27 protein-coding genes are annotated in these 25,246 nt (G+C 28.8%); 22 read left to right on the top strand and 5 right to left on the bottom strand.

Annotated features, from left to right (window positions below; genetic code table 11):
• The first annotated feature begins 106 nt into the window (after positions 1–106).
• The 3 genes from ABDZ60_RS10390 to yaaA all read left to right on the top strand — a co-directional run bounded on the left by ABDZ60_RS10390 (position 107) and on the right by yaaA (position 2,322).
• Entirely contained in the window at positions 107–1,024 is a 918-nt protein-coding gene (locus ABDZ60_RS10390) for a 3'-5' exonuclease (protein ID WP_016208005.1), read from the top strand.
• A 92-nt stretch (positions 1,025–1,116) separates the two neighbouring features.
• Entirely contained in the window at positions 1,117–1,533 is a 417-nt protein-coding gene (locus tag ABDZ60_RS10385; protein ID WP_016208004.1) for a CBS domain-containing protein, read from the top strand.
• A gap of 24 nt (positions 1,534–1,557) precedes the next feature.
• Positions 1,558–2,322 carry a peroxide stress protein YaaA gene (yaaA, locus tag ABDZ60_RS10380; RefSeq protein ID WP_343777976.1) on the top strand — a complete coding sequence of 255 codons (765 nt, stop codon included), beginning with the start codon at positions 1,558–1,560 and terminating at the stop codon, positions 2,320–2,322.
• A gap of 233 nt (positions 2,323–2,555) precedes the next feature.
• On the opposite strand, the gene ABDZ60_RS10375 is transcribed toward yaaA, so the two are convergent.
• The 3 genes from ABDZ60_RS10375 to ABDZ60_RS10365 are packed head-to-tail and all read right to left on the bottom strand — an operon-like array spanning position 2,556 to position 4,370.
• On the bottom strand, positions 2,556–3,203 hold the full coding sequence (locus ABDZ60_RS10375; RefSeq protein ID WP_047000266.1) for a hypothetical protein: 648 nt from the start codon (positions 3,201–3,203) through the stop codon (positions 2,556–2,558).
• Positions 3,204–3,211: 8 nt separating this feature from the next.
• Positions 3,212–3,865: a PspA/IM30 family protein gene (locus ABDZ60_RS10370; RefSeq protein ID WP_016208001.1), complete on the bottom strand. Its 654-nt coding sequence runs from the start codon at positions 3,863–3,865 to the stop codon at positions 3,212–3,214.
• 19 nt (positions 3,866–3,884) lie between these two features.
• Complete coding sequence (locus ABDZ60_RS10365; protein WP_052953900.1) at positions 3,885–4,370, bottom strand: hypothetical protein; 486 nt, start codon at positions 4,368–4,370, stop codon at positions 3,885–3,887.
• A 1-nt stretch (position 4,371) separates the two neighbouring features.
• Here ABDZ60_RS10365 and ABDZ60_RS10360 point away from each other — a divergent pair, with 1 nt between their 5' ends.
• On the top strand, positions 4,372–4,494 hold the full coding sequence (locus ABDZ60_RS10360; RefSeq protein ID WP_278279788.1) for a hypothetical protein: 123 nt from the start codon (positions 4,372–4,374) through the stop codon (positions 4,492–4,494).
• A 473-nt stretch (positions 4,495–4,967) separates the two neighbouring features.
• Positions 4,968–6,110: a 30S ribosomal protein S1 gene (gene rpsA / locus ABDZ60_RS10355; protein WP_343777970.1), complete on the top strand. Its 1,143-nt coding sequence runs from the start codon at positions 4,968–4,970 to the stop codon at positions 6,108–6,110.
• Positions 6,111–6,223: 113 nt separating this feature from the next.
• On the opposite strand, the gene ABDZ60_RS10350 is transcribed toward rpsA, so the two are convergent.
• Positions 6,224–6,874 carry a GDSL-type esterase/lipase family protein gene (locus ABDZ60_RS10350; protein WP_343777968.1) on the bottom strand — a complete coding sequence of 217 codons (651 nt, stop codon included), beginning with the start codon at positions 6,872–6,874 and terminating at the stop codon, positions 6,224–6,226.
• Positions 6,875–7,206: 332 nt separating this feature from the next.
• On the opposite strand from ABDZ60_RS10350, the gene ABDZ60_RS10345 reads away from it, so the two are divergent.
• The 9 genes from ABDZ60_RS10345 (at position 7,207) to ABDZ60_RS10305 (ending at position 14,202) form a co-directional block, all read left to right on the top strand.
• The gene (locus tag ABDZ60_RS10345) at positions 7,207–8,511 is read left to right on the top strand and encodes an ABC transporter substrate-binding protein (RefSeq protein ID WP_343777966.1); all 1,305 of its coding nucleotides are present in this window, start codon (positions 7,207–7,209) and stop codon (positions 8,509–8,511) included.
• 102 nt (positions 8,512–8,613) lie between these two features.
• Positions 8,614–9,504: a carbohydrate ABC transporter permease gene (locus ABDZ60_RS10340; protein WP_343777964.1), complete on the top strand. Its 891-nt coding sequence runs from the start codon at positions 8,614–8,616 to the stop codon at positions 9,502–9,504.
• A gap of 16 nt (positions 9,505–9,520) precedes the next feature.
• Positions 9,521–9,898, top strand: coding sequence for an ABC transporter permease family protein (locus ABDZ60_RS10335; protein ID WP_343777962.1), 378 nt, complete (start codon positions 9,521–9,523; stop codon positions 9,896–9,898).
• Positions 9,862–10,347 carry a carbohydrate ABC transporter permease gene (locus tag ABDZ60_RS10330; protein WP_343777961.1) on the top strand — a complete coding sequence of 162 codons (486 nt, stop codon included), beginning with the start codon at positions 9,862–9,864 and terminating at the stop codon, positions 10,345–10,347. The genes ABDZ60_RS10335 and ABDZ60_RS10330 overlap by 37 nt, the downstream gene beginning before the upstream one ends.
• Positions 10,348–10,450: 103 nt before the next feature.
• Positions 10,451–10,903, top strand: a complete 453-nt coding sequence (locus ABDZ60_RS10325; RefSeq protein WP_343777959.1) for a NanQ anomerase/TabA/YiaL family protein — start codon at positions 10,451–10,453, stop codon at positions 10,901–10,903.
• A 48-nt stretch (positions 10,904–10,951) separates the two neighbouring features.
• The gene (locus ABDZ60_RS10320) at positions 10,952–11,656 is read left to right on the top strand and encodes a YesL family protein (RefSeq protein WP_343777957.1); all 705 of its coding nucleotides are present in this window, start codon (positions 10,952–10,954) and stop codon (positions 11,654–11,656) included.
• Positions 11,653–12,339 carry an N-acetylmannosamine-6-phosphate 2-epimerase gene (locus tag ABDZ60_RS10315; protein ID WP_343777955.1) on the top strand — a complete coding sequence of 229 codons (687 nt, stop codon included), beginning with the start codon at positions 11,653–11,655 and terminating at the stop codon, positions 12,337–12,339. The genes ABDZ60_RS10320 and ABDZ60_RS10315 overlap by 4 nt, the downstream gene beginning before the upstream one ends.
• A 35-nt stretch (positions 12,340–12,374) precedes the next feature.
• On the top strand, positions 12,375–13,292 hold the full coding sequence (locus ABDZ60_RS10310; protein ID WP_343777953.1) for a dihydrodipicolinate synthase family protein: 918 nt from the start codon (positions 12,375–12,377) through the stop codon (positions 13,290–13,292).
• Between the two features lie 28 nt (positions 13,293–13,320).
• Positions 13,321–14,202: an ROK family protein gene (locus ABDZ60_RS10305; protein WP_343777951.1), complete on the top strand. Its 882-nt coding sequence runs from the start codon at positions 13,321–13,323 to the stop codon at positions 14,200–14,202.
• Between the two features lie 136 nt (positions 14,203–14,338).
• Here the strand turns inward: ABDZ60_RS10305 and pyk are convergent, their stop codons facing one another.
• Positions 14,339–15,757 (bottom strand): pyruvate kinase, encoded by a 1,419-nt coding sequence (gene pyk, locus ABDZ60_RS10300; RefSeq protein ID WP_343777948.1) that lies wholly within the window; start codon positions 15,755–15,757, stop codon positions 14,339–14,341.
• A 155-nt stretch (positions 15,758–15,912) separates the two neighbouring features.
• On the opposite strand from pyk, the gene ABDZ60_RS10295 reads away from it, so the two are divergent.
• The 8 genes from ABDZ60_RS10295 to ABDZ60_RS10260 all read left to right on the top strand — a co-directional run bounded on the left by ABDZ60_RS10295 (position 15,913) and on the right by ABDZ60_RS10260 (position 25,244).
• Positions 15,913–17,364 (top strand): aminoacyl-histidine dipeptidase, encoded by a 1,452-nt coding sequence (locus tag ABDZ60_RS10295; protein WP_343777946.1) that lies wholly within the window; start codon positions 15,913–15,915, stop codon positions 17,362–17,364.
• Positions 17,365–17,591: 227 nt separating this feature from the next.
• The gene (locus ABDZ60_RS10290; RefSeq protein ID WP_047000268.1) at positions 17,592–18,311 is read left to right on the top strand and encodes an SPOR domain-containing protein; all 720 of its coding nucleotides are present in this window, start codon (positions 17,592–17,594) and stop codon (positions 18,309–18,311) included.
• 239 nt (positions 18,312–18,550) lie between these two features.
• A complete protein-coding gene (locus tag ABDZ60_RS10285; RefSeq protein WP_016207995.1) occupies positions 18,551–19,120 on the top strand; it encodes a Maf-like protein in 570 nt (189 codons plus the stop codon).
• A 57-nt stretch (positions 19,121–19,177) separates the two neighbouring features.
• The gene (gene radC / locus ABDZ60_RS10280; RefSeq protein WP_016207994.1) at positions 19,178–19,867 is read left to right on the top strand and encodes a RadC family protein; all 690 of its coding nucleotides are present in this window, start codon (positions 19,178–19,180) and stop codon (positions 19,865–19,867) included.
• Positions 19,868–19,884: 17 nt separating this feature from the next.
• Positions 19,885–20,904 (top strand): rod shape-determining protein, encoded by a 1,020-nt coding sequence (locus ABDZ60_RS10275; protein ID WP_016207993.1) that lies wholly within the window; start codon positions 19,885–19,887, stop codon positions 20,902–20,904.
• Entirely contained in the window at positions 20,904–21,755 is an 852-nt protein-coding gene (gene mreC / locus ABDZ60_RS10270) for a rod shape-determining protein MreC (protein ID WP_016207992.1), read from the top strand. The genes ABDZ60_RS10275 and mreC overlap by 1 nt, the downstream gene beginning before the upstream one ends.
• 10 nt (positions 21,756–21,765) lie before the next feature.
• Positions 21,766–22,257: a rod shape-determining protein MreD gene (gene mreD, locus ABDZ60_RS10265; RefSeq protein ID WP_047000271.1), complete on the top strand. Its 492-nt coding sequence runs from the start codon at positions 21,766–21,768 to the stop codon at positions 22,255–22,257.
• A complete protein-coding gene (locus ABDZ60_RS10260; RefSeq protein ID WP_016207990.1) occupies positions 22,254–25,244 on the top strand; it encodes a penicillin-binding transpeptidase domain-containing protein in 2,991 nt (996 codons plus the stop codon). Before mreD ends, ABDZ60_RS10260 begins: the two co-directional genes overlap by 4 nt.
• Positions 25,245–25,246: the final 2 nt, after the last annotated feature.

Genomic DNA, 25,246 nt, shown 5'->3' with positions numbered 1-25,246 from the left:
TTTGATTTTCAGGAAATTCTTATATTAAAAATTATAAATTATAGTGAAAATCATTAATAAAAATGGCATAATATACCTATGAATAAAATTTTTGAGAGGTACACTAATGGCATTTATAATAATTGATTTAGAATTTAATAATTTAGAAGGAATACATAAGTATTATTCAAATATATTTGATGAATATCCAAATTTAAAGAATGCAGAATTAGATAACGAAGTAATAGAAATAGGGGCAATAAAGCTAGATAATTATATGAAACCATTAGAAGAGTTTAAGACATATATTAAGCCAGTTGCTATTCCTATATTAAATCCTAAAATATCTGAAATTACTAATATAACAATAGAAGATATAGAAAAAGGAATTTCTTTTAAAGAAGGAATAGAAAGATTAGCTATGATGATAGAAGATGATGATATTATTTGTTCATGGGCAAAAGATGATATTATCGAAATAATAAATAATGCTATGTATCATAATTATGATAATTTAAAGTGGCTTAAAAACTATCTAGATTTACAAGAATACTCAACTAAAATCTTAGCTAAGAAGAAGTCATTAAGTTTAAAAAATGCATTAGAAGAATTGAAGATAAAAATTGACAATAATAAATTACATGATGCTTTAAATGATGCGGTGTACACTTCTTTAGTATTTAAGAGAATATATAATTCAAGAGCAGTTAAGAACTATATTATTAAGGATATTTATAATATGCCAGCAATGGATATAAAAAATTTAGAAGAATATAAATTAGATATAAAAAAGCTTAATGAAAAATGCCCAAAGTGTAATATTAATTTAGATATTGAATATAATTTTACTCCTGTAAAGTGGAGATTTATATCTCTTGGAAAGTGTCCTAAATGCAATAATAAAGTGATGAATGAATTAATAGTTAAAAAGACTTTTAGTGGAGAAGAAGTATACAATGAAATTTCTACCATTATAGATGAAATCGAATATATAAATTATGGATATAAAATTAAAAAAATATATGATAGATTAATAAAGTATTAAATAATTATAAATTTAAAACAATTACATTTCAAATGTGATAAAATATATACGTGATTTAGTTTTAAAATTTAAGTATAGGAGAATGATAAAATATGAATATAGCATTTTTCTTAACACCAAAAAATGAAGTTATATATGAATATTTAGATGCAACAATGAGGCAAGTGATAGAGAGAATGGAACACCATGGATATACGGCTATTCCATTAATAGATAAAGTAGGTAGATATGTAGGAACATTAACAGAAGGAGATTTACTTTGGAAGTTGAAAAGTACTCCAGATTTAAACTTTAGGAATACAGAAAATGTTAAGGTAACTGATATTCCAAGGAAAAGAAAACATAAAAGTGTATCAATAAACTCAAATGTAGAGAGCTTAATTTCTCTTGCAACAAATCAAAATTTTGTACCAGTAGTAGATGATGAAGGCATATTTATTGGTATAATAAAAAGAAGTGATATAATAAATTATTGTTATGGTGAAATGAAAAAGAAAAAGATAGTATAATAGAAAAAGGAAGGGGGATTGGTTATGATAATAGTTATTTCTCCTGCAAAGACTTTAGATTTTGAAAAGAAAGATAATAACTTACCAACGAGTGAACCAAGATTTTTAGCAAAATCAAAGATAATAAATAAGGAACTTAAAAATTATGATAGCTATTCTTTAGAAAAACTTATGAAAATAAGCACAAAATTAGCCACACTAAATAAAGATAGAATTGAAAAATGGACAACTAATTTAGAAACATCAAAACAAGCAATTTTGGCATTTAAGGGTGATGTTTACAGAGGAATGGATGTTGGAAGTCTATCCCATTCAGAACTTTTTTATGCAAATGATCATTTAAGAATTTTATCAGGATTATATGGAATATTAAGACCTTTAGATGGTATTAATGAATATAGATTAGAGATGGGAATAAAATTACCTGTAGATAAATTTAAAAATTTATATGAGTTTTGGGATAATTCTTTGGAAGAAAGTATTCTGGAAGATATAAAAAATCACAAAAATAAGACTATAATAAACTTAGCATCCCAAGAATACTTTAAATCAATTGAAGGATTACTTAAGAGAGAAGATATAACCGTCATAACACCGATTTTTAAAGAGCTTAGAGGAGATAAATATAAAATAATTTCCCTAAATGCTAAAAGAGCAAGAGGAATGATGACTAGATACATTATTCAAAATGAAATAGAAGAAATTAAAGAAATTAAAAATTTTAATTTAGACGGATATGAATTTAATGAAAAAATGTCTAATGAGGAAGAAATAGTATTCACTAGATAAATTGTTTAGATTAAAAAAGAACTTCAAGGAGAAGTTCTTTTTTGCATTTATTTATTAAATATAAACCCTGTAAATGAAAGTAATACCATAATAAATCTTGAAACTAAACTTAGTATGAAAGCCCATCTACTTAAGCCAAGCTGTAGTAGATGGGCTTATCTTTTCAAGAGTCCTAAGGATTTTACCTTAATTATACATTATCCATTCTTAGTTTAAAATTGCGAAGCAATTTATTACGTTTGTTCAAAGGTTTCAACAATTAAATTAAACTCTTCTTCATCTGTTATTTCACCAAAATCATCGTTTGAAATACCAGGATAGTAATAAAGTATAAATTTATCATTAGAATCATAAATGTTTTCTAGTGCTATATATAATCTATTAATATCACAATTTTCTAATGTAGCAAGAACCTTATATTTACTTGCTTTTCCAGTATTGTTATTAGTTAAGTCTAAAATAAAGTTACTGTGAAAACGAACATTTAACTTATTTTTATCGCAACTCTTAATATATGAATTTGATCTACAACCACTACAACTTTCGAAATTACATTCTTTTATACAATTTAAACATGAACATTTAGAACAATTCTGAAATTGATTAAAAGCTTCTAAATTATTTTGCTTATATTTATTTAAATTTGATATCGTATCATCTTTTCTAAAAAAGGAAAACTTCTTATTTTTCGAAGCATATTCTTCATCATTTATCATATCCATATATTCTTTTAATATAGGGAGTTTAGAGTAATACTTTCGCTTCTTTAAAAAACTTTCATCAAGAAAAGGACTTATTTCACTTATTGCATAAGTTATATCAGTATAAACTTTTCCTATATTCTCTTTTTCTTTATTTATAAAATCTATAGTATTTGACATTTATACACCTAATTAATATTCTTATATTTTTCAAGTTCTAAATCAAGATCTACAGCATCCAATGCTTCAAATTCACTATCAAATGTATCAACATCTCTAAGCTCTCCTAATCCTTTAGCTAAAGATTCATGTCTTTGGATTTTTCTTTCTATACTATCAATTTCAATAGAGTTTGATTTAGTTTGAACATTTGCAAGAACTTCATTAACTTTTTGAGATGCTTTAGCATTACTATATCTTGCAGCAGCCTCATCTCTATAATTTCTTGTCTTTTCAATTTCTGCTTCTAGTGCAGCAAGGTTCTTCTTAATAGTGTCAGCTTGTTCTCTTGCAGCTTCATAACTAGATTTTAAGTTAGCAAATTTCTTTTCAGCTTCTATTTTTTTAGCTAAAGCTCTTTTAGCTAAATCCTCATTATTTTTAGATAAAGCTAATTTAACCTTATCTTCGAAATCTTTTATCTCTAATTCAGATGCTTCCATTTTCTTTTTAATTTCATGAGCATTACCTATTATTTGAGCTGAATTTAATTTAGCAGAATTAAGTTGCTTTTCCATATCTCTAACTTTTTGATCTAACAATTCTATTGGATTTTCCATTTCATCTAATGTTGAATTAACTTTCGATTTTAACATATTTGACATTCTTGTGAATATTCCCATAATTGGTATCCTCCTAATATTAATATTTTCTATTTTTTAAATACGATTTTACTACAAAAACTATAACTATGAAGATAATAGCAAGGGTTAGAATAGAGCTTAAAGAGAAAGAAGATCCCCCTCTACTAAAACCTAAATTTCTCATAGCAGATAAGCCATAAGCTATATCTCCAAAAGAAAAACCACCATCATAACTAGTTGTTGTGTCTTTATAATCTTTATCTTGGGTAGTTTTATTTTCATTAGCAGTGTCGGTTGAATTATTTTTATTTTCATCAGTGGTACTAAAGGAACCGGATGAAAAATTCTTTGATGTTCCAGACTTACCTTTATCTACATTGCTAAAGGAACCACTTTTGTAGCCACTAGATGAGCCGGATGTAGATTTCGAATTGGAACTTGAAGTACTTGTCTTACTATTACTACTAGATTTTGAACTATTTGATGAACTACTAGAGCTATTACTAAAAGAGCCGCTTTTAAAAGAATTTGATGATTTAGACACATTGGATTTACCACCACTTGATTTAAAGCTGCTAGAACTAGATTTAGAACTTGACTTAAATCCAGAACTTGATTTAAATCCACCAGAACTTTTAGGTTTAGCAGATACAGTAATTTCACCATGAGTTACATTATCAAATATAGATATTGTATCGATCAGAAAACTAGAAGTTAAAAAAACAAATGTCAAAAATAAGGTTATTATTATTTTTTTGTTATTCTTTTTTATAAGTTTCACCTCCAAGAAAAGATTATGTTTATATATTACAGTAAGAAATATAATTTCTCAAAATGCATTTAAAGTTAAATAATAGGATTTTTGATAGTAAATTAGATAAAAAGTAAAAAATACTCTTTATATCGTAATATTACTGCCATTTTACAATATTAATTAACATTAAAAGAGTTAATAAATATTACTTACCTAATTAAAACTATAATTATATAATATATATAATTATAGCATATTTAATTTATATTATTGCAAAGATATATTTAGGAGTATAAAAATATTTATTGAAGCGTATATACTTGTAATCAATAACATATTATTCTAAAATTAATTTATGATACAAGATTTTTTTAAGGAGTGAAGTACATGACTAACCAAATTTTAGAAGAAACAATGGGGGACTTACTAAAGGACTTTGATGTTAAGAGAATAAGAACTGGAGATATATTAGACGGTGAAGTAATTGATGTAAATGATAAAGAAGTTATGGTAAATATCAATTATGCATTTGATGGAATGATTTTAAAAGAAGATTTAACTAACATGGATAAAGATCCAAGGGAAGTTGTAAGTAAAGGAGATAAAATAAAAGTATATGTTTTATCACCTAATGATGGAGAAGGTTATGTTAAACTTTCAAGAACAAGAGCTTTAGAAATAACAGAAAAGGAAGATATTTTAAACGCATTTAATAATGAAGAAAATATAACTGTATACGTTAAGGAAGAAGTTAAAGGCGGACTAGTTGCTTATTATGGAAACATAAGAATATTTATACCAGCTTCATTGGCATCAAGAGAAAGAATAGAATTAAGTTCATTAGTTGGAAAAGAAATAGAAGTTAGAATTATAGAACTAGATTTTAAAGCTAGAAAGATAGTTGCATCAAAAAGAGTATTAGAAGATGCTGTATATGAAGATAAGAAAAAAGAATTATGGAAATCTGTAAAATCAGGAGAAAAGAGAAGTGGTATAGTTAAGAAAATAATTAAAGCTGGAGCAATAGTAGATATTGGAGGAATAACAGGTTTAATTCATTTAAGTGACTTATCTTGGGGAAGAGTTCATAATGCAGAAGATGTAGTAAGTGTAGGAGATAAAGTAGAAGTATTCATTGGAGAAGTAGATACAAAAAATGAAAGAGTTTCATTAATATTAAAAGATGTAGATAAAGATCCATGGGAAACTAATGCAACAACTTTAAAAGTTGGAGACATTTTAGAAGGAAAAGTAGTTAATTTGCTAAAATTTGGAGCATTTGTAGAACTATTTCCTGGTGTAGAAGGATTAGTTCACATTAATGAAATAACAGAAGAAAACATAGCAAAGCCATCTGATGTACTTAAAGTAGGACAAATAGTTAAAGTCAAAGTTTTAGATGTAGATAAAGTTAACAAGAAGATATCATTAACAATAAAAGATGCAGAAGAAAAATCAAAAGAATATATGAAATACAATGATTCAGATGAAGGAGTTTCATTAGGAGACTTGTTTAAGGGACTATTTTAATGAATACTTAATAAGTAAAGAGTTAACTTATTTTATGAGGTTAACTCTTTATTTATAAACATTTTTCATAAATATATAATAAAGTATATTGACGATTTTATAAAAAATTTATATTAACAAATCTCAGGAATAAGTTTAGAAAGCTTATTTGCGAGCAATTCATGGCTTTTTTTACTTAGATGCATATAATCATACGGAGCCATATGCATACCTTCAATAGAAGCTGCATCAAGAAAGTGGCATCCATTTCGCTCGGCAACTTCTTTATAGAGAGTAGCAAGTGCTTGAGATTTTTCTGCACATCCGATTCCCATATCTCCATAAACATCAGTATTCTCGTATCCCTTTTCTATTGGAGGTGGTGCAATCAAGAGGATATTAGGTTTATTACTCCATGCTTGAGTAGTAAATATTGCCTTTTGAGTTAGACGTTCCAAACCTCTTGCTATATTTCTTGGGGTGGCTGAGAAGCGTTCTTTAGTATCATTTGTTCCAAGCATAATTATTAGCAAATCAATAGGCTCATGTGTCATTAAGCATTGAGAAATATAAGAAAATCCATCTAGACCTTCAAAAAGCGGATCAGGAAAAACAGTTGTCCTACCACTAAGCCCTTCTTCTTTTAGAGAATATTTATCCCCAATATATTTAGATAATAGGCATGTCCAACGTTCATCTTCTGTAAAACGACCATTATTTTCAGAATTATAGCCATGAGTATTAGAATCTCCGAAGCATATAATAGTTTTTTTAATATAATCCATATTTTTATCCTCCTTAAGACTTATTTATATTAATGATAATATGATGATAACATTAGTATATAGAAAAAACAAACAATTAAGAAAAAAATTTTTTTTTAATTAATATATTGAAAAAAATTTTCATATATGATATATTTTATGTAGAAAATGTTTACAAGCAATTGCTATACAAAACAAAAAAGACAAGCATTATATTTTGGTAGAAAGGATTTTTAAATTAATACGACTATTAAAAAATAAATTTTTTATGAGCTTGAAAATGTATTAGAAGCTAGGCGTAATGTTAATTTATGAAAATTAAAATAAAAGTTTATTATGGGAGGTAAAATTAAATGAAAAAGAAAATATTAACTGCTTTACTTGCTGGAGTAATGGCTATTTCATTGGTGGCATGTGGGAAAAAAGGTAGCGAAGAGCCAAAAGTTGACAATAGCGGGAAAACAGAAATTACATGGTGGGCATTCCCAACATTTACTCAAGAGAATCCAAGTGATGGAGTAGGAACGTGGGAAAAGAAAGTAATAGCTGCTTTTGAGGAAAAGAACCCAGAAATAACTGTAAAATTAGAAACAATTGATTTTACATCAGGTGCAGAGAAGATAACTACAGCAATTGAAGCTGGAACTATGGCAGATGTTCTTTTTGATGCTCCTGGACGTATTATTACCTATGGAAAATCAGGAAAATTAGTAGAACTTAACGATATGTTTACTGATGAGTTTGTAAAGGATGTAAATAATGAGGCATTATTACAGGCTTGTAAAGCAGGAGACAAAGCTTATATGTATCCAATAAGTTCTGGTCCATTTTATATGGCATTTAACAAAGAGATGCTTAAAGAGGCAGGCGTTCTTGATCTTGTAAAAGATGGATGGAAAACTGATGATTTTGTAAAAGTTTTAAAAGCATTAAAGGATAAAAATTATAATCCAGGTTCATTATTCTGTAATGGTCAAGGTGGAGATCAAGGTCCACGTGCTTTCTTTGCAAATTTATACAGTAGTAAAATAACAGATGCTTCAGTATCAAAATATACAACAGATGATGAAAAATCTATAAAATCTATGGAATTAATACAATCTTTAATTAAAGATGGTCTATTAATGAATGGTTCTCAATATGATGGCTCCGCTGATATTCAAAACTTTGCAAATGGACAAACATCATTTACAATTCTATGGTCATCAGCTCAACCAGGAACACAAGCAAAATTATTGGAAGCAAGTAAAGTTGAATATCTTGAAGTTCCATTCCCATCCGAAGATGGAGTACCAGAATTAGAGTATTTAGTAAATGGATTCGCTATATTTAACAATGGAGATGATGCTAAGATAGAAGCTTCAAAGAAATTTATACAATTTATTGCTGATGATAAAGAATGGGGTCCAAAGAATGTTGTAAGAACAGGGGCATTCCCAGTACGTACATCATTTGGTGAATTATATAATGATGAAAGAATGAAGGAAATTGGTTCTTGGACAAAATATTATACTACTTACTACAATACAATTGATGGTTTCGCTGAAATGAGAACATTATGGTTCCCAATGTGTCAATCAGTATCTAATGGCGAAGTAGGAGCAAAGGAAGCTTTAGAAGCATTTACACAAAAGGCTAATAGTACAATTAAAAAGTAGTACAAAAAATATATTTAAATCATTTCTTCTTGTACACTTTTTGGTGTACAAGAAGAGTATATTTCATAAAGATATTTGTTTTTGAGTGATTGGAGGGGAAATATGAATAAAATAAATAAATTAAAGATGAGAGAAACAATTGTGTCATACTCTTTTCTTACTCCGGTATTATTATTTTTTATAGTTTTTGTTCTTGCGCCAATGGTAATGGGGTTCGTAACAAGCTTTTTTAATTATACTATGAATGATTTTACATTTATAGGAATAGACAATTATGTACGTATGTTTAAAGATGAGGTTTTTATTAAATCGTTAATTAATACATTAATTATAGTAATAGGTTCCGTACCTATTGTCGTAATATTTTCTCTATTTGTAGCTTCACAAACATATGAAAAAAATGCATTTACACGTTCTTTCTTTAGATGTGTATTTTTTCTACCAGTTGTTACAGGTAGTGTAGCAGTTACAGTTGTATGGAAATGGATTTATGATCCTTTATCAGGTATATTGAACTACATATTAAAAACTGGAAATATTATTGAGCAAAATATTAGTTGGTTAGGGGACAAAAGATATGCATTAGTTGCAATAATAGTTATTTTACTTACAACATCAGTTGGTCAGCCAATTATACTTTATATAGCATCCATGGGTAACATTGACAAATCCCTTCTAGAGGCTGCACGTGTAGATGGAGCTAATGAATCACAGGTGTTTTGGAAAATAAAATGGCCGAGTTTATTGCCGACAACACTTTATATAGTAGTTATTACAACAATCAATTCATTCCAGTGTTTTGCATTGATTCAGTTATTAACATCTGGTGGACCAAACTATTCTACTAGTACAATAATGTATTATTTATATGAAAAAGCATTTAAGCTTTCTGAGTATGGATATGCAAACACAATGGGAGTATTTTTAGCGGTATTAATTGGATTAATAAGTTTTGCACAATTCAAAATTTTAGGTAATGATGTAGAATATTAGGAAGGAGAAAAATATAATGAAGAATAAAGTTACGCCTTTTGGGGTGATTAGTATAATTATTTTAAGTCTTTTAACCATTATCTTTGTATTTCCTTTCTATTGGATTATGACAGGTGCGTTTAAGAGTCAGCCTGATACAATTAAGATTCCGCCACAATGGTGGCCAACATCTCCTACAATGGAGAATTTTCAAAAACTTCTTGTTCAAAATCCCGCAGGAAAATGGTTATTTAATAGTATTTTGATTGCCTTAATTACAATGCTGTTAGTTTGTATAACATCATCACTAGCAGGATATGTTTTAGCAAAAAAAGATTTTATGGACAAAAGCTTCTATTCTCTGTATTTATTGCAGCCATGGCATTACCAAAACAGGTTGTACTTGTTCCGCTAGTGAGAATAGTAAATTTCATGGGAATACATGATACACTAGCAGCAGTAATTCTTCCTTTAGTAGGATGGCCTTTTGGAGTATTTCTAATGAAACAATTTAGTGAAAATATTCCAGGGGAATTATTAGAGTCAGCAAAGATTGATGGTTGTGGAGAAATTAGAACATTTATAAGTATCGCATTTCCAATTGTGAAACCTGGATTTGCAGCATTAGCAATATTTACATTTATAAATACATGGAATGATTATTTCATGCAGTTAGTAATGCTTTCTTCAAGAGATAAACTTACAGTTTCACTTGGAGTTGCAACGATGCAAGCCGAAATGGCAACAAATTATGGATTAATTATGGCTGGAGCTGCACTAGCAGCAATTCCAATCGTAGCAGTGTTCTTGATATTCCAAAAATCATTTACGCAAGGTATTACAATGGGAGCTGTAAAGGGCTAATGTATATAAATGGAACTATTGAAACACAAAGATTTTTGAGCATCAAGAGTGTGGAATATAGTTTCATTTTTGATTTCTGATTAATAAGAAAAGGGAGAGTTAGATGATATACGATAAAATAAAAAATATTGGATGTTATAAAGGACAATCTCAATGGCTTGATAAGGCAATAGATTTTTTGAAAATAACAGATTTGAAGTCACTTCCAATTGGACGTATAGAAATATCAGGAGAAAAAGTATTTGCTAATGTAATGGAAGCAGAAGCAAAGGAAGAAAATAATTTAAAATTTGAATTTCATAAAAGATATATGGATATTCAAATTGATATAGAAGGAACGGAAAATATTCAAATTGGTATCAAAACTACAAGAATAGTTGAAAAATACATTGAAGAAAAGGATATTGGAATTGCAGATTGTACTGAATACATAACGTGTAAATTAGGAGAAGGTAATTTTATTATTTGTATGGCAGAAGAGCCCCACAAACCAGGAATTGTTACTAAAGATAACCGCTACTTAAAAAAATGCGTATTAAAGGTAGCTGTAAATTAGTATTTATACTATAAGTATATTAACTCAAGAAAGGAATAGGAGGTCGCTATGGCAGGAAGCAGAGAGTACTTAAAAAGAACAATATTTAGTACGGAAAGTAGAATTATGCAGGTTTTTTCAAGAATATTTGATATTGCAATATTAAATATTGTATTCATCATATTCTGCATTCCAGTTGTAACAATAGGAGCATCAACCACAGCAATGTATTCAATAACATTAAAAATGATAAGAAATGAAGAATCACATATTATAAGAGGATTTCTGAAAGCTTTCAAGGAGAATTTTAAACAAGGAACTATATTGGGAATGATTGCAACAGCAATTGTAATTTTTCTTGCTATTGACTTGAGAATTATAGGAATGATAGAAGATGAGAAGCTTAAATCAGTTCAGATAATATGTTATATGGTAGCTATTTTGGTATATATAATTTTTTTATATGCATTTCCAATTTTAGCTAGGTTTGTATGTACAACAAAAGAGATATTTAGAAACTCATTCATAATTAGTATTGTGAATTTTAAATGGACATTAATATTAATAGGTATTAATATTCCATTTACATTTATGTTATTTTATTCAGGAGTATCTATGCTTTTACTTTTCACAATACTGATTATATGTGGATTTTCTGGAATAGCATTAATTCAGTCATTTATTTTCCAGAAAATATTTAGAAGATATGAATTAGAAAATATGAATTTAAAAAAAGACTTGGGAGAATATGTTACAGAAAGGACGGTATTATGAATAAGAAAGTTGAGAGCTTAAAAGGAAAATTAATAGTATCATGCCAAGCATTACCAAATGAGCCGCTTCATTCATCCTTTATTATGGGAAGGATGGCACTTGCTGCAAAAGAAGGAGGAGCATTTGGAATTCGTGCAAATACAAAAGAAGATATTTCAGAGATTCAGTCACAAGTAGATCTTCCGATTATTGGAATAGTTAAACGTGATTATGAAAACTGTAAAGTATATATTACACCGACTATGAAAGAAATTGATGAATTAATGGAAGTTAAACCAGAGATTATAGCTATTGATGCAACTTGTGAACTAAGACCAGAAGGTAAAACTTTAGATGAATTCTTCAAAGAAGTAAAAGAAAAATATCCAAATCAGCTTTTTATGGCAGACTGTTCTACGGTGGAAGAGGCTATTCATGCAGATGAAATAGGATTTGATTTTATTGGTACAACTATGGTTGGATATACAGAACAGAGTTCCAATCTTAAAATTGAAAATAATGACTTCGAAATTATTAGGGAAATTCTTTCTAAAGTAAAGCATCCAGTTATTGCAGAAGGTAATATAAATACACCAGAAAAAGTAAAACGTGTAATTGAGTTAGGATGTTATAGTGTTGTAGTAGGTTCTATTATTACAAGACCGCAATTAATCACAAAATTATTCGTTGATGAATTAGAATAAAATAAACTAGCCATTTAGGGCATAAGGAGAATAGTATGAAAGATTTAAATAAGTATAAAGGTGTTATTCCTGCATTTTATGCATGTTATGATGAAAATGGAGAAATAAGTCCAGAGAGAGTTCGTGAACTAACTGAATATCATATTAAAAAGGGAGTTAAAGGTATATATGTAAATGGATCTTCTGGAGAATGTATTTATCAAAGTGTAGAGGATAGAAAAATTGTTCTTGAAAATGTAATGGCAGTTGCAAAGGGAAAACTTACAGTTATTGCTCATATTGCATGCAATAATACAAAAGATAGTGTAGAACTTGCAATACATGCAGAGAATTTAGGAGTAGATGCAATTGCTGCAATTCCTCCAATTTATTTTAGACTTCCAGAGTATGCAATTGCTGCATACTGGAATGCAATGAGCAATGCAGCACCTAATACAGATTTTATAATATATAATATTCCGCAACTTGCAGGAGTGGCCTTAACACAAGGACTTTATGCTGAGATGAGAAAGAATCCTAGAGTAATTGGTGTGAAAAACTCATCTATGCCTGTTCAGGATATTCAGATGTTCTGTGCAGCAGGTGGAAGTGATTATATTGTATTCAATGGTCCAGATGAGCAATTTATGAGTGGACGTGTAATTGGTGCAGAAGGAGGAATAGGAGGTACCTATGGTGCTATGCCTGAATTATTCTTAAAGCTAGATAAACTTATAATAGAAAATAAAATGGAAGAAGCAAGAGAACTTCAATATGATATTAATGAAATTATCTACAAAATGTGTTCATGCTATGGAAATATGTATGGGGTTATCAAAGAAATTCTTAGAATAAATGAAAATCTAGACATTGGAAGTGTAAGAGAACCTTTAGTAGCATTAGTAGAAGATGATATGCCAATAGTGAGAGAAGCAGCCTCTATGATAAAATTAGCTATTAAGAAGTATTGCTAAGAAAGAAGCTATAAAAAGAGGTGTAAATGTGAGAAACTATATAAGTATTGATATTGGTGGAACAGCAATAAAATACGGAATAATTACTGAAAATGCAGAAATCTTATTGAAGGATAAGATGGATACGGAAGCATATAAGGGTGGAACAGAAATTCTAAATAAAGTCATTAGAATTGTAGAAAAATATTTCTTTGAATATGAACCAATAGGAATATGTATTTCAACAGCCGGAATGGTTGATACAGAAAAAGGAGAAATTTTTTATTCAGGTCCTACAATTCCAAGGTATGCGGGAATAAAATTCAAAGAAGAATTGGAGAAAAAATTTTCAATACCTTGTGAAGTTGAAAATGATGTAAATTGCGCAGGATTGGCTGAGAATATTTCAGGTGTAGCAATTGGTAGTAAGATAACATTATGCCTTACTATAGGAACTGGAATTGGAGGATGCATATTAATTGACAAAAAGATATTTCATGGTTTTAGCAACAGCGCATGTGAGATAGGGTATATGCATATGTTTGATAGTGATTTTCAGACACTAGGAGCAAGCAGTATCTTGACTAAAAAAGTTGCAGAAAGAAAACAAGAATCAGAAGAAACATGGAGTGGATATAATATTTTTGAAGAAGCTAAAAAAGGTGATAATATATGTATATCAGCTATTGATGAAATGGTTGAAATCCTAGGAAGAGGAATTGCTAACATATGTTATGTAATAAATCCAGAAGTAGTTGTACTAGGAGGCGGAATTATGGCTCAGGATACATATCTAAGACCAAAGATTGAGAAGGCTATCAAAAAGTATCTTTTACCAATAGTTTTCCAGAAGACAAGATTAGAGTTTGCAAAGCATCAAAATGATGCAGGAATGCTAGGAGCATTTTATAATTTTAGAAGTAAACATTAATATAAAATAACTAATTATAATTTTTAAAACTCCAATCAATAATAAAATATTTGATTGGAGTTTTATTTATTAGTTTATTAATTATAAATTGTTGTGTAACTTAAAGCAAAATACTTTAAAAATGTAGTACTATAAATTATAACTTTTCTATTTTAAGCATATTAGTTCCACCGATTTCAGCACTTGGCATTCCAGCAGCAACTATTATATCATCGCCTTGTTTTGCAAAGGAAAGGTTAGTAGCAACTTTTTTAGCTTCAGATAGTATTTCATCGGTAGTAGTAAATACATCACATTTAGTAGGGAAAATTCCAAAATTAAGATTCAAGCCTCTTCTAACTTCATCATAAGGAGTTATAGCAATAATTGGGCATTTAGGTCTATATTTTGATATAAGCTTAGCTGTTGCACCACTATTAGTAGCAGCAACAACTGCTTTTGCATGTAAGAGGTTTGAACTTCTACAAGCTGAATAACTAATAGCTTCAGAGAAAGAAGTCAATGAAGGTTCTTTTAATCGCTTGTTTAAGTAATTGTAGTCTAAGTTTTCTTCAGTTTCTATTGCTATCTTAGACATGGTTATAGCAGCTTCTATTGGATAATTTCCACTTGCACTTTCTCCACTTAACATAATAGCATCAGTTCCATCAAAGATTGCATTACATATATCGCAAGCCTCAGCTCTTGTAGGAAGAGAATTTCTTATCATAGAGTCAAGCATTTGAGTTGCAGTTATAACTATTTTACCAGCTTCATTACATTTTCTTATTATATTTTTTTGTATGATAGGTACTTTTTCAATAGGAATTTCAACACCCATATCACCTCTAGCAACCATAATTCCATCTGAAGCTTCTATTATAGAATCTATGTTATCTACACCTTCTTGATTTTCTATTTTAGCAATAATTTGGATATATTCACCATTATGTTCCTTTAAAACCTTTCTTACATCATCTATATCAGAAGCTTTTCTTATAAAAGAAGCAGCAACAAAGTCTACTTTATTTTCACATCCAAAAATTAAATCTTCTTTATCCTTTTCGGTTATGGAAGGTAGGTTTATTTTAACATTAGGAACATTAACACCTTTATGGTTTTTAATAGTTCCACCCACTGTAACTATACAATTAATTTCATTTCCTGTTACATTTTCTATTTTGAATCTTAATAAACCATCATCAACTAAAATTTCTCCACCGATTTTGACATCTTTGTATAAGTCAGTATAGGATATAGAACATTTTTCATTATCACCCAGTATTTCATTACCACAAATAAAAGTAAACTTTTGACCTTCAGTTAGAAGAACACCATCATTTACAAAGTTATGTGTTCTAATCTTTGGACCTTTAATATCTAAAATAATAGCAGTAGGAGATTTTAAATCTTCCCTAACCTTTTTTATAAGATCTATTTTTTGTTTATGAGTTTCGTGAGTGCCATGTGAAAAATTTAATCTAGCTGCACTCATCCCTATTTCTATAAATTTTCTTAGAATTTCTTCGTTATCACTAGCAGGTCCAATTGTAAAAATCATTTTTGTTTTTTGCATAAAAATCACCTCACACTTAAATTAAAAATAGTTAAATATAAAGAATATTTAGAATATTTATAATAAAAAAATAGAATTTAAGTATCATATATACTATGATATACTAAAACTATATATTAATTCTAACATAATTTACTAAGAAGGGAGAAAAAAACATGAATATTTTACAAAATTTAGAACCAAAAAATGTTTTTAAATATTTTGAAGAGATATCACAAATACCAAGAGGATCAGGAAATGAAAAGGCTATAAGTGATTATTTGGTAAGTGTAGCTAAAAAGTTAAATTTAGAAGTAATTCAAGACAATGCATTAAATGTTATTATAAAGAAGCCTGGAACAAAGGGGTATGAAAGTTCTGATACTGTAATACTTCAAGGTCATATGGATATGGTTTGTGAAAAAAATAAAGGAACTAATCATGATTTTGAAAAGGACCCTTTAAAATTAAGAGTAATTGATGATATGGTTTATGCAACAGATACTACTTTAGGATCAGATAATGGAATTGCAGTAGCTTATGCTTTAGCTATATTAGAGTCAACAGATATATCACATCCACCTATTGAAGTTTTAATAACTACAGACGAAGAAACTGGTATGTCAGGAGCAATGGCTATCGCTAAAGAACATGTAACTGGAAAGATATTATTAAATCTAGATAATGAAGAAGAAGGACATCTATTAGTAAGTTGTGCAGGTGGGATAAGAAGTAAGCATGTATTAAATGTAAATTTAGAAGAAGCTGGAGATTACAATAATTTCTTACATATAGCAGTAAGAGGACTAAAGGGCGGCCATTCTGGAATGGAGATCAATAAAGAAAGAGGAAACTCTAATAAAATAATGGGTAGAATTTTAAAATCTTTGTTAACTTTAGATTTTAAATTGGTTTCAATAAATGGTGGATCTAAAAATAATGCTATTCCAAGAGAAGCTGATGCAATAATAGCCTTAAAAAGTGATGATTTAGAGAACGCTAAAGGATTAATAAATGAATGGAATCCAATTTTAATAAATGAATTAAAGACACAAGATCCAGGAATAAATGTTAGTATTTTAGAAAACACCGAAAAGATAAAAAAAGTATTCAGTAAGGAATGTACTGAAAAAGCTGTTAATTTATTATATTTAATACCAAATGGAATAAACACAAACAGCGTAGAAATAAAAGACTTAGTAGAAAGTTCAACAAACTTAGGAGTTGTTACTACCAATGGAACTAAGGTTGAATTTGATAGTGCAATAAGAAGTTCAGTTGCATCTTTAAAGGATGAAATAGTTTTAAGAAGCAAGACTATAGCAGAACTTATTGGAGCAGAATTTGAAACTACTGCAGGATATCCAGAATGGCAATATGATAGTGAATCAAAAGTAAGAGGAATTTGCCAAGATGTGTATAAAAGAATGTATGGAAAAGATGCAAAAATAGTAGCAATACACGCAGGGGTTGAATGTGGATTATTTAATGAAAAATTAGGAAAGCTAGATATGATTAGCTTTGGTCCAAATTTATATGATGTTCATACTCCACAAGAACATATGAGTATAACATCAGTAAAAAATGTTTGGGATTATTTATTAGAAGTACTTAAAGAACTAAAATAGAATTTATTAATAATTAAATAAATATGCAAATAAAAATAGTTATACCATTATTTTATGGTGTAACTATTTTTATTTGCAGCGCAAAGTGTGTACTAGAAAATTGCTTCGGAATTTAAAAAATAATTTTACATAATGAATATTATCAAAAATATTAGAATATATATCTAATATACAAAATGTAATTAAACTAACAATTAATTGTTAATTACCGAAGGGGGGATGATAAAGTGAAGTACACAAAATATCATTACAAAAAGAAAAATGATGGAGCTAAGTTTATAACTTCATTAGTTATGACAACTCTTGCTGCTATAGTTATAGGTTTAATTGGGGCATGGGTAGTGCTAAAGGTTATGCCTATTATAAATAGCAATGGATTGCAACCAGTAATAAACACAAATAATAATACTCAGAATAATAATACACAGAATAATGAACAACAAGTTAAAGAACAAAAATTTTCTTTTATACAATGTGGATATTTTTCCAAAGAAGATAATGCTAAGCAGGTATTAGCTAAGATAGGGAATGATTTTAATTCCTTTATTGCAAAGGATGAGACTGGAAAGTTTAGAGTATTAGCAGGTGTAACAAGTGAAGATAAGTTAGCAGAAGTAACAGAGAAACTAAAATCAAAAGGAGTAGAAAATGCCAAAATAAGTATGGTGTTAAATCAGAATGATGAAGTTCAAGGGCAAATTGCAGCAATAACAGAAGGTTATTTGCAAATAATAAACACTGCAAATGATGAAGAAGTTAAAGAAATAAATACAAAAGATTTTAAGATTTGGACAAAAGAACTAAAAGAAGTTAGTGATGGTAAAGGTGTAGATATATTGAAAGAGTATAAAGCTCATATAGAGGCGTTACCAGAATTAATTACTAGAGAAAATACAGTATCAGAAGTAGAGTATATTTATTCAATATTAAGTAAAGTACAGGAATAAAAAGCAATCATGGATAAAAATTACAAAACTATTAAAAATAAATAAAAATTAAACAAAGAAAGACAAAGCCACTTGTTTGAAGTCTTATATAATGATAAACTATATAAGATATAAGATAGGAATAAATGGCTTTGTCTTTATATCTATTCATTGTTAAATTAAGCATTAAATATTTAGAGTTTAAAACATCACCTTTTGTTAATACTATAAAATATGTATAAAAATAGGATGTGATAGGTTTGAAATATGTTTTAGCGTCAGGCTCAGAAAGACGACAAGAATTATTACATAGAATAATAGATGAATTTGACATAATAATAAGTGACTTTGATGAACATAAGGTTTTATTTGAAAACAATGTAGATAAATATGTGATTACATTAGCCAAGGGAAAGGCTCTTGGTGTTAAAGAGAGCCTAAAAGAAGATGCAATAATAATTGCAGGAGATACTATAGTTGTTTTAGATAATAAAATATTAGGAAAGCCTACCAGTGAAGAAGATGCATATAACATGTTAAAATTACTTAGTGGAAAAACTCATAGAGTTTATTCTGGAATAGTAGTTATAAATATGTATAATAATAAAATAGAAGAAAAATCTCTTTACACAGAAGTTAAATTTTCAACTTTAAGTGATGATGAGATAAATGATTACATAAGAACTGGAGAACCTTTTGATAAAGCAGGAGCTTATGGAATCCAGGGGTATGGTGGTGTATTTATAGAAGGTATAAATGGATGTTATTACAATGTAGTAGGACTACCATTAAATCTTTTAAATAAAATGCTTAATAAGGTTAAAGAATAATAATTTAGGGTATATTTAATAATAAGAATAGTATTATTTTGAGGAGTAATTACATAGATGAATAATAGTATAAAAGTTATTGATATACCAAAAGAAGAAAGACCTATAGAAAAGCTATTGCTTAATGGACCAGAAGTGTTAAGTAATGCAGAACTTCTTGCTGTGATCTTAAGAACAGGAACAAGAGGCGAAAATGTTATTTCATTAAGTACAAGAATACTTTCTGAATTTGATGGACTTAGTGGTTTATTAGAAACAGATATTAATGAAATTACTAATATAAAAGGAATTAAAAACATAAAAGCAAGCCAAATACTAGCTATGGGTGAGCTCTTTAAAAGAATTAGTTCATTAAATCTTTTAAAGAAAAATATAAATATATCTTCACCAAGCGACATATCAAAGCTTTTAATGAATGAAATGGTTGGTTTAAAGCAAGAAATATTAAAATTGATAATGTTAGATACAAAGAATAATATTATAGGTATTAAAGACGTGTTTAAGGGGAGCCTAAATACATCTATAGTACATCCAAGGGAGATATTTAAAGAAGCTCTTAAAAAAAGTAGTTCAAGTATAATTATTTGTCATAATCATCCATCAGGAGATCCTACACCTAGTAAAGAAGATATTAATATTACTATAAGATTAAAAGAGTGTAGCAAGATAATGGGAATTGATTTACTAGATCACTTAATAATTGGAAAATATAAATTTGTAAGTTTAAAAGAAAAAGGAATAATATAAGCGAAAGGGGAATTCATATGGGATTTTTCAGTAGTAATAAGGATATGGGAATAGATTTAGGAACAGCAAATACGCTTGTTTTTGTTAAGGGGAAAGGTATAGTTTTAAGTGAACCTTCAGTAGTTGCTATAAATAGTGCTACAAGAAGACCTTTAGCAGTAGGTGCTGAAGCTAAGTTAATGATAGGAAGAACACCAGGAAATATAGTAGCTATTAGACCATTAAAAGATGGGGTTATAGCTGACTTTGACATAGCACAAACAATGTTAAAAAAATTAATAGAAAAGGTAACTAGCAAAAGTGCCTTTACTAGTCCAAGAATTATAGTTTGCTATCCATCAGGAGTAACAGAGGTTGAAAGAAGAGCAATAGAAGAAGCAGCTAAATTTGCAGGAGCAAGAGATGTTGTACTAATGGAAGAACCTATGGCAGCAGCAATAGGAGCAGGGCTTCCAGTTGGAGAACCAACAGGAAGTATGATAGTTGATATTGGTGGAGGAACAACAGAAGTTGCTATAATTTCTTTAGGTGGAATAGTAACTAGTAAGTCATTAAGAGTAGCTGGTGATGAATTAGACCAAGCAATAATAGCTTATATAAAGAAAGAATTTAACCTAATGATAGGTGAAAGAACAGCAGAACAAGTTAAAATGGAACTTGGATCAGCATATAAAACAGATGAAGAAGAAATTAACATGGATATCAAGGGAAGAGATATGATTACAGGATTACCAAAGACAGTGGTAGTTACAGATACTCAAATTAGAGATGCATTAAAGGAACCTGTATATGCAATTATAGAATCAATAAAGACAACTCTAGAAAAGACACCACCTGAACTTGCAGCAGATATAATGGAAAAAGGAATAATGTTAGCTGGTGGAGGCGCTCTATTAAGAGGATTGGATATGTTAATTAACCACGAAACAAATATGCCTGTTCATATAGCAGAATCACCTCTTGATTGTGTTGTTTTAGGAGCGGGTAAGGCATTAGATAACTTTGATGAATTAAGCAAAAGTCAAAGAGGTCAATAATGAAGCTTCTAAAGAATAAACTGGCAGTTACTATAATAGTGCTGTCAGTTGCCTTTTTAGGCATAATTATTTATACAATTAATAGTGAACAAAAAAATATTGTTTCAAGTGGTTTTGGTAGTGCTGTTAACCCTCTGCAAAAAGTGGTATATACTATAAATGATAAAATAAAGGGAACTTTAGATTTCTTTTTAAATTTTTCAAAGGTTAAAGAAGAGAATAATGATTTAACTAAAAAAAATATAGAATTAGAAAATAAGCTATTAGAGTATGATAAATTAAAGGAAGAAAATGATAGGTTAAGGGAAGTTTTAAACTTTAAAGATTCAAAAAATAATTATGATTATTTAGGATGTGAAATAATAGGCTATAGTGGTGAAAGTTTTTCCAATGGATACATTATAGATAAAGGTGAAAATGATGGACTAAAGAAGGGTATGGTTATTATTTCTAACAAAGGGCTTGTTGGACAAATAGCTAGTACAGGCTCCAACTGGGCAATAGTTCAAAGTTTATTAAATGAAAATATAGCAGTTTCTGTAATGATAAATAGTACAAGAGAGACAACTGGAATATTAAAGGGATATATAACTCATAGTAATGATAACTTGACTAAAGTTACTAATTTACCAATAGATTCAGCAATAAAAGAAGGTGATGTAATAGTTACATCAGGACTTGGACAAATTTATCCAAAGGAAGTAAGAGTGGGGGAAGTTATATCTGTTGAAACAGACGAAATTAAGGTAATGAAAACGGCAATAGTTAAACCTTTTGTTGATTTTAATAGGCTAGAAGAGCTTTTTGTAGTTATTCCAAAGGAAACAAGAGAAATAAAATATGATAATTAGAGGGTAGTATATGAAAAAATGGGTTTTAATTTTAATTTCACTAGTGCTTTTAATACTTGATAATTCTCTTATGCCTTTTTTAGCTATAAAAGGATCTTATCCAAGTTTACTTTTCATCTTTATAATAGCATACTCAATAATAAATGGAAAATCAGAAGGAGTATTTATTGGAGTTGTAGCAGGGTTAATGCAAGATGTATTTTTTGACAATAGCTTTGGGATAAATACCTTGATAAATATGCTATTATGTTTACTAGCAGCTATAATAGGAGAAAACATATATAGGGAAAAAAAATTCATACCTGTAATATCAATTATATTTATATCTATATTAAAGGTATTGTCTATATTTACAATATTTAAGCTTGCAGGTAGAACAATAAATATACAAGTGGGGATGTTTACTGCTTTGTATAATGCTGTAATAATGTTTTTAGGGTATAATTTTGTTTTAAAGCTTTATGATATTGAATATAAAAATAGATCATGGAGGTTTAAATGATAGTAAATAAGCCGAAAAAGAAAAAGAAAATTTCAAGGTACACTGTATTAAATGCCATAATGATATTACTCTTTACTACAATAATGTTTAAACTTTTATATATTCAAGTTTATAAGCATGAGGATTATAAGGAAAAAGCTGATATAAGTTCTACAAGATTTATATCTGAGAAGGCACCAAGAGGGAAAATATATGATAGTGAAGGTAATGTTTTAGCAACTAATATTCAGACATATAGATTAACTTATACTAAGCCAAGCGATGAAAAAGAAAACTTTTATGAAACAATGGATAAAGTTTTTAAAATTTTATCTGAGAATGGCGAAAAATTTCAAGATGAATTAATATTAAAAATAGATAGTAACGGAAAGTTTTATTTTGATTTTAAGACAGATGATGCAGATACTAAAAAAATTGTAGAAGTTAGGTTTAAAAGAGATAGAGGATTAAATGAAGAAATAGAGCAAGAACTTTACAAAGATAAACAATCAGACTATACAGATGAAGAAATAGCTAAGGTAGATAGTGAATTATTAAAGATATCTCCAGAAGAAACTTTCTACAAATTAGTTAAAGTATATAGTTTGCAGGAACTTATAAATCCATCTCCAATTCAAGAGGAAGGAGAAAGTGATAAAGAATATGAAGCAAGAGTTGATGCATATGATGATAAGATGGAAGCTTACAAGAAGATGTCTGGAAAAGAAATATTAGATGAGCTTTTAGCTACATATTCTATTAAGGACATAAGAAATTATATAGTTGTAAAAGATGCTGTAAAAATGCAGAGTTTTAAAGGATATAGAGCAGTAACAATTGCTTCAAATATAAAGAATGAAACTGCATCTATAATTTATCAAAAATTAAATGACTTATCAGGTATAGATGTAAGCATAGAACCTATTAGATATTATCCATATAGTACTTTAGCATCAGGAACATTAGGATATTTATCATCAATAGACTCTTCAAAAGAAACAAATTATGAATTAAGGGGATATGATGTATCTTCCGATTTAATTGGTGTAGCTGGAATAGAATCATCTTTTGAAGATCAATTAAAGGGAACAAAGGGAGGTACAACTGTTAAGGTAAACTCTAAAGGAAGAGTAACTGAAGAGTTATTTAAGCTTGATTCATACCCAGGAAATAATGTTCATTTAACAATAAATAAAGATGTTCAGTATGCAGCTGAACAAGCACTTAAAGATACTATGGAACGTATTAAAAGTATTGCACCAAATGCAACTAGAGGAGCAGTTGTAGCAATAGAAGTTAATACAGGCCGAATAATTGCAATGGTTAGTTATCCTGGATATGATCCCAATATATTTTCTATACCAGGAATGTTAACAGAGGATTTATCGAAGCAATATTTTGATCCAGATATAGAGAGTTTTGCTAAGGAATATATGCAAAGAACTGGAGCTAAAGGGAATATAGATGACTTATTTCCAGTAGATGAAACTACAGGGGTAAGGAGAGATGCAATAGATGTGTATCCTAAGAACTTCTTTAATTATGCAACACAAGGATTATTGCCACCAGGTTCCACATTTAAACCACTTACTGCTACAGCAGCATTGATGGAAGGTGTAGTTAATGAATATGAGTCCATGAGTGATACTAGTGGTACTTGGAGTAAAGAAGAATTAGGAGGAATGATATTAAAGAATTTTGAAGGTGTAGCGAATGGAGCAACAGATTTAAGAAAAGCCCTACAAGTATCATCTAACTTTTATTTCTATGAACTTGGATATAGACTATATAAAAATAGTGGTGGAGATGTTAATGGAGGAAATTTAGAAGCATTAGATACACTAGCAAAGTATGCATGGAAATTTGGTTTTGGAGTTGATCCTAAAGAGCAAAATAATAAAAGTTTATCAACGGGAATACAAATTGAAGAAAATTTTGGTCAGGTATATAATTTTAAATCATGGAAAGATAAAATAGTAGAAAGACCAATGTACGAAATAGTAGAAGCTTTAAAAAATGGAAGCTATTATTCGTATTCATTTATTCCATTAAATATAGAAGAAAATGAAAATGATAAAGATGAATTAAAAGAAGCAAAAACAGCTCTTAAGGCTGAAATGAAAGCCGCTTTAGAAAAAGTTGGAACAGATGAAGAAATTTATAATAATTCTATATATTCAGAAAGTCTAGTTCCATATGTAAAAAAAATAATGGATTTATCAGAAGATTATAAAGCTAAGGTTAATGAAACTTCACAAAGAAGAACTGTGGATATTAATGAAGAAGCTGGAGTAATTTGTGATGCTATAGCTTATTATGTTTTAGACAACTTAACATCTGAAATAAAAACACCAGGGCAAATAATATCTAGTGCAATTGGGCAAGGTATGAATTCATTTACGCCAGTACAAATTGCGAATTATGTTGCAACTTTAGCTAGTGGCGGAACAAGATATAAAGTTACTCTTGTAGATAAGATAACATCACCAACAGGAGAAGTTATAAAGGAATATAAACCAGAGGTCGTTGATAAATTGGATATACCAGAAAATTATCTAAATGCTATAAAAGATGGTATGTATAAAGTTAATACTAGTGCAAGTAACGGAACTGCTTATCTAAGTTTTAATAATTTTCCAATTAAGGTTGGAGGAAAAACAGGTACAGCTGACTTTAGTACAGATGAACAATATGCTATCCAAGGTAGATTAGCATATGGTAACTATATAAGTATGGCACCATTAGATAATCCACAAATAGCTATATTTTCTACTATTTATGATGGTAAGAGAGGTAGTGAAGGTGCAACAATTCATAAGGCTATATATGAAGCTTTCTTTAAGGAAGAGTTATTAAAAATTGATCCTTCATATGCTTCTAAATCAGAATCATTTAGAAAATATGTTTTAGAATCACCACTGAAAGATAACAAAGATGATAGTATAAAACTAGAAAATAATGTAACAAATGCAAATAATAACTTAAATACGAATACAAATAACCAATAAAA

Origin of the sequence: Clostridium sartagoforme, assembly GCF_039521405.1 — a bacterium.
GTDB classification, from domain to species: Bacteria; Bacillota; Clostridia; order Clostridiales; family Clostridiaceae; genus Clostridium; species Clostridium sartagoforme.
Note: the sequence above shows the minus strand (reverse complement) of the source record. Positions and strands in the feature narration are given on the sequence as shown.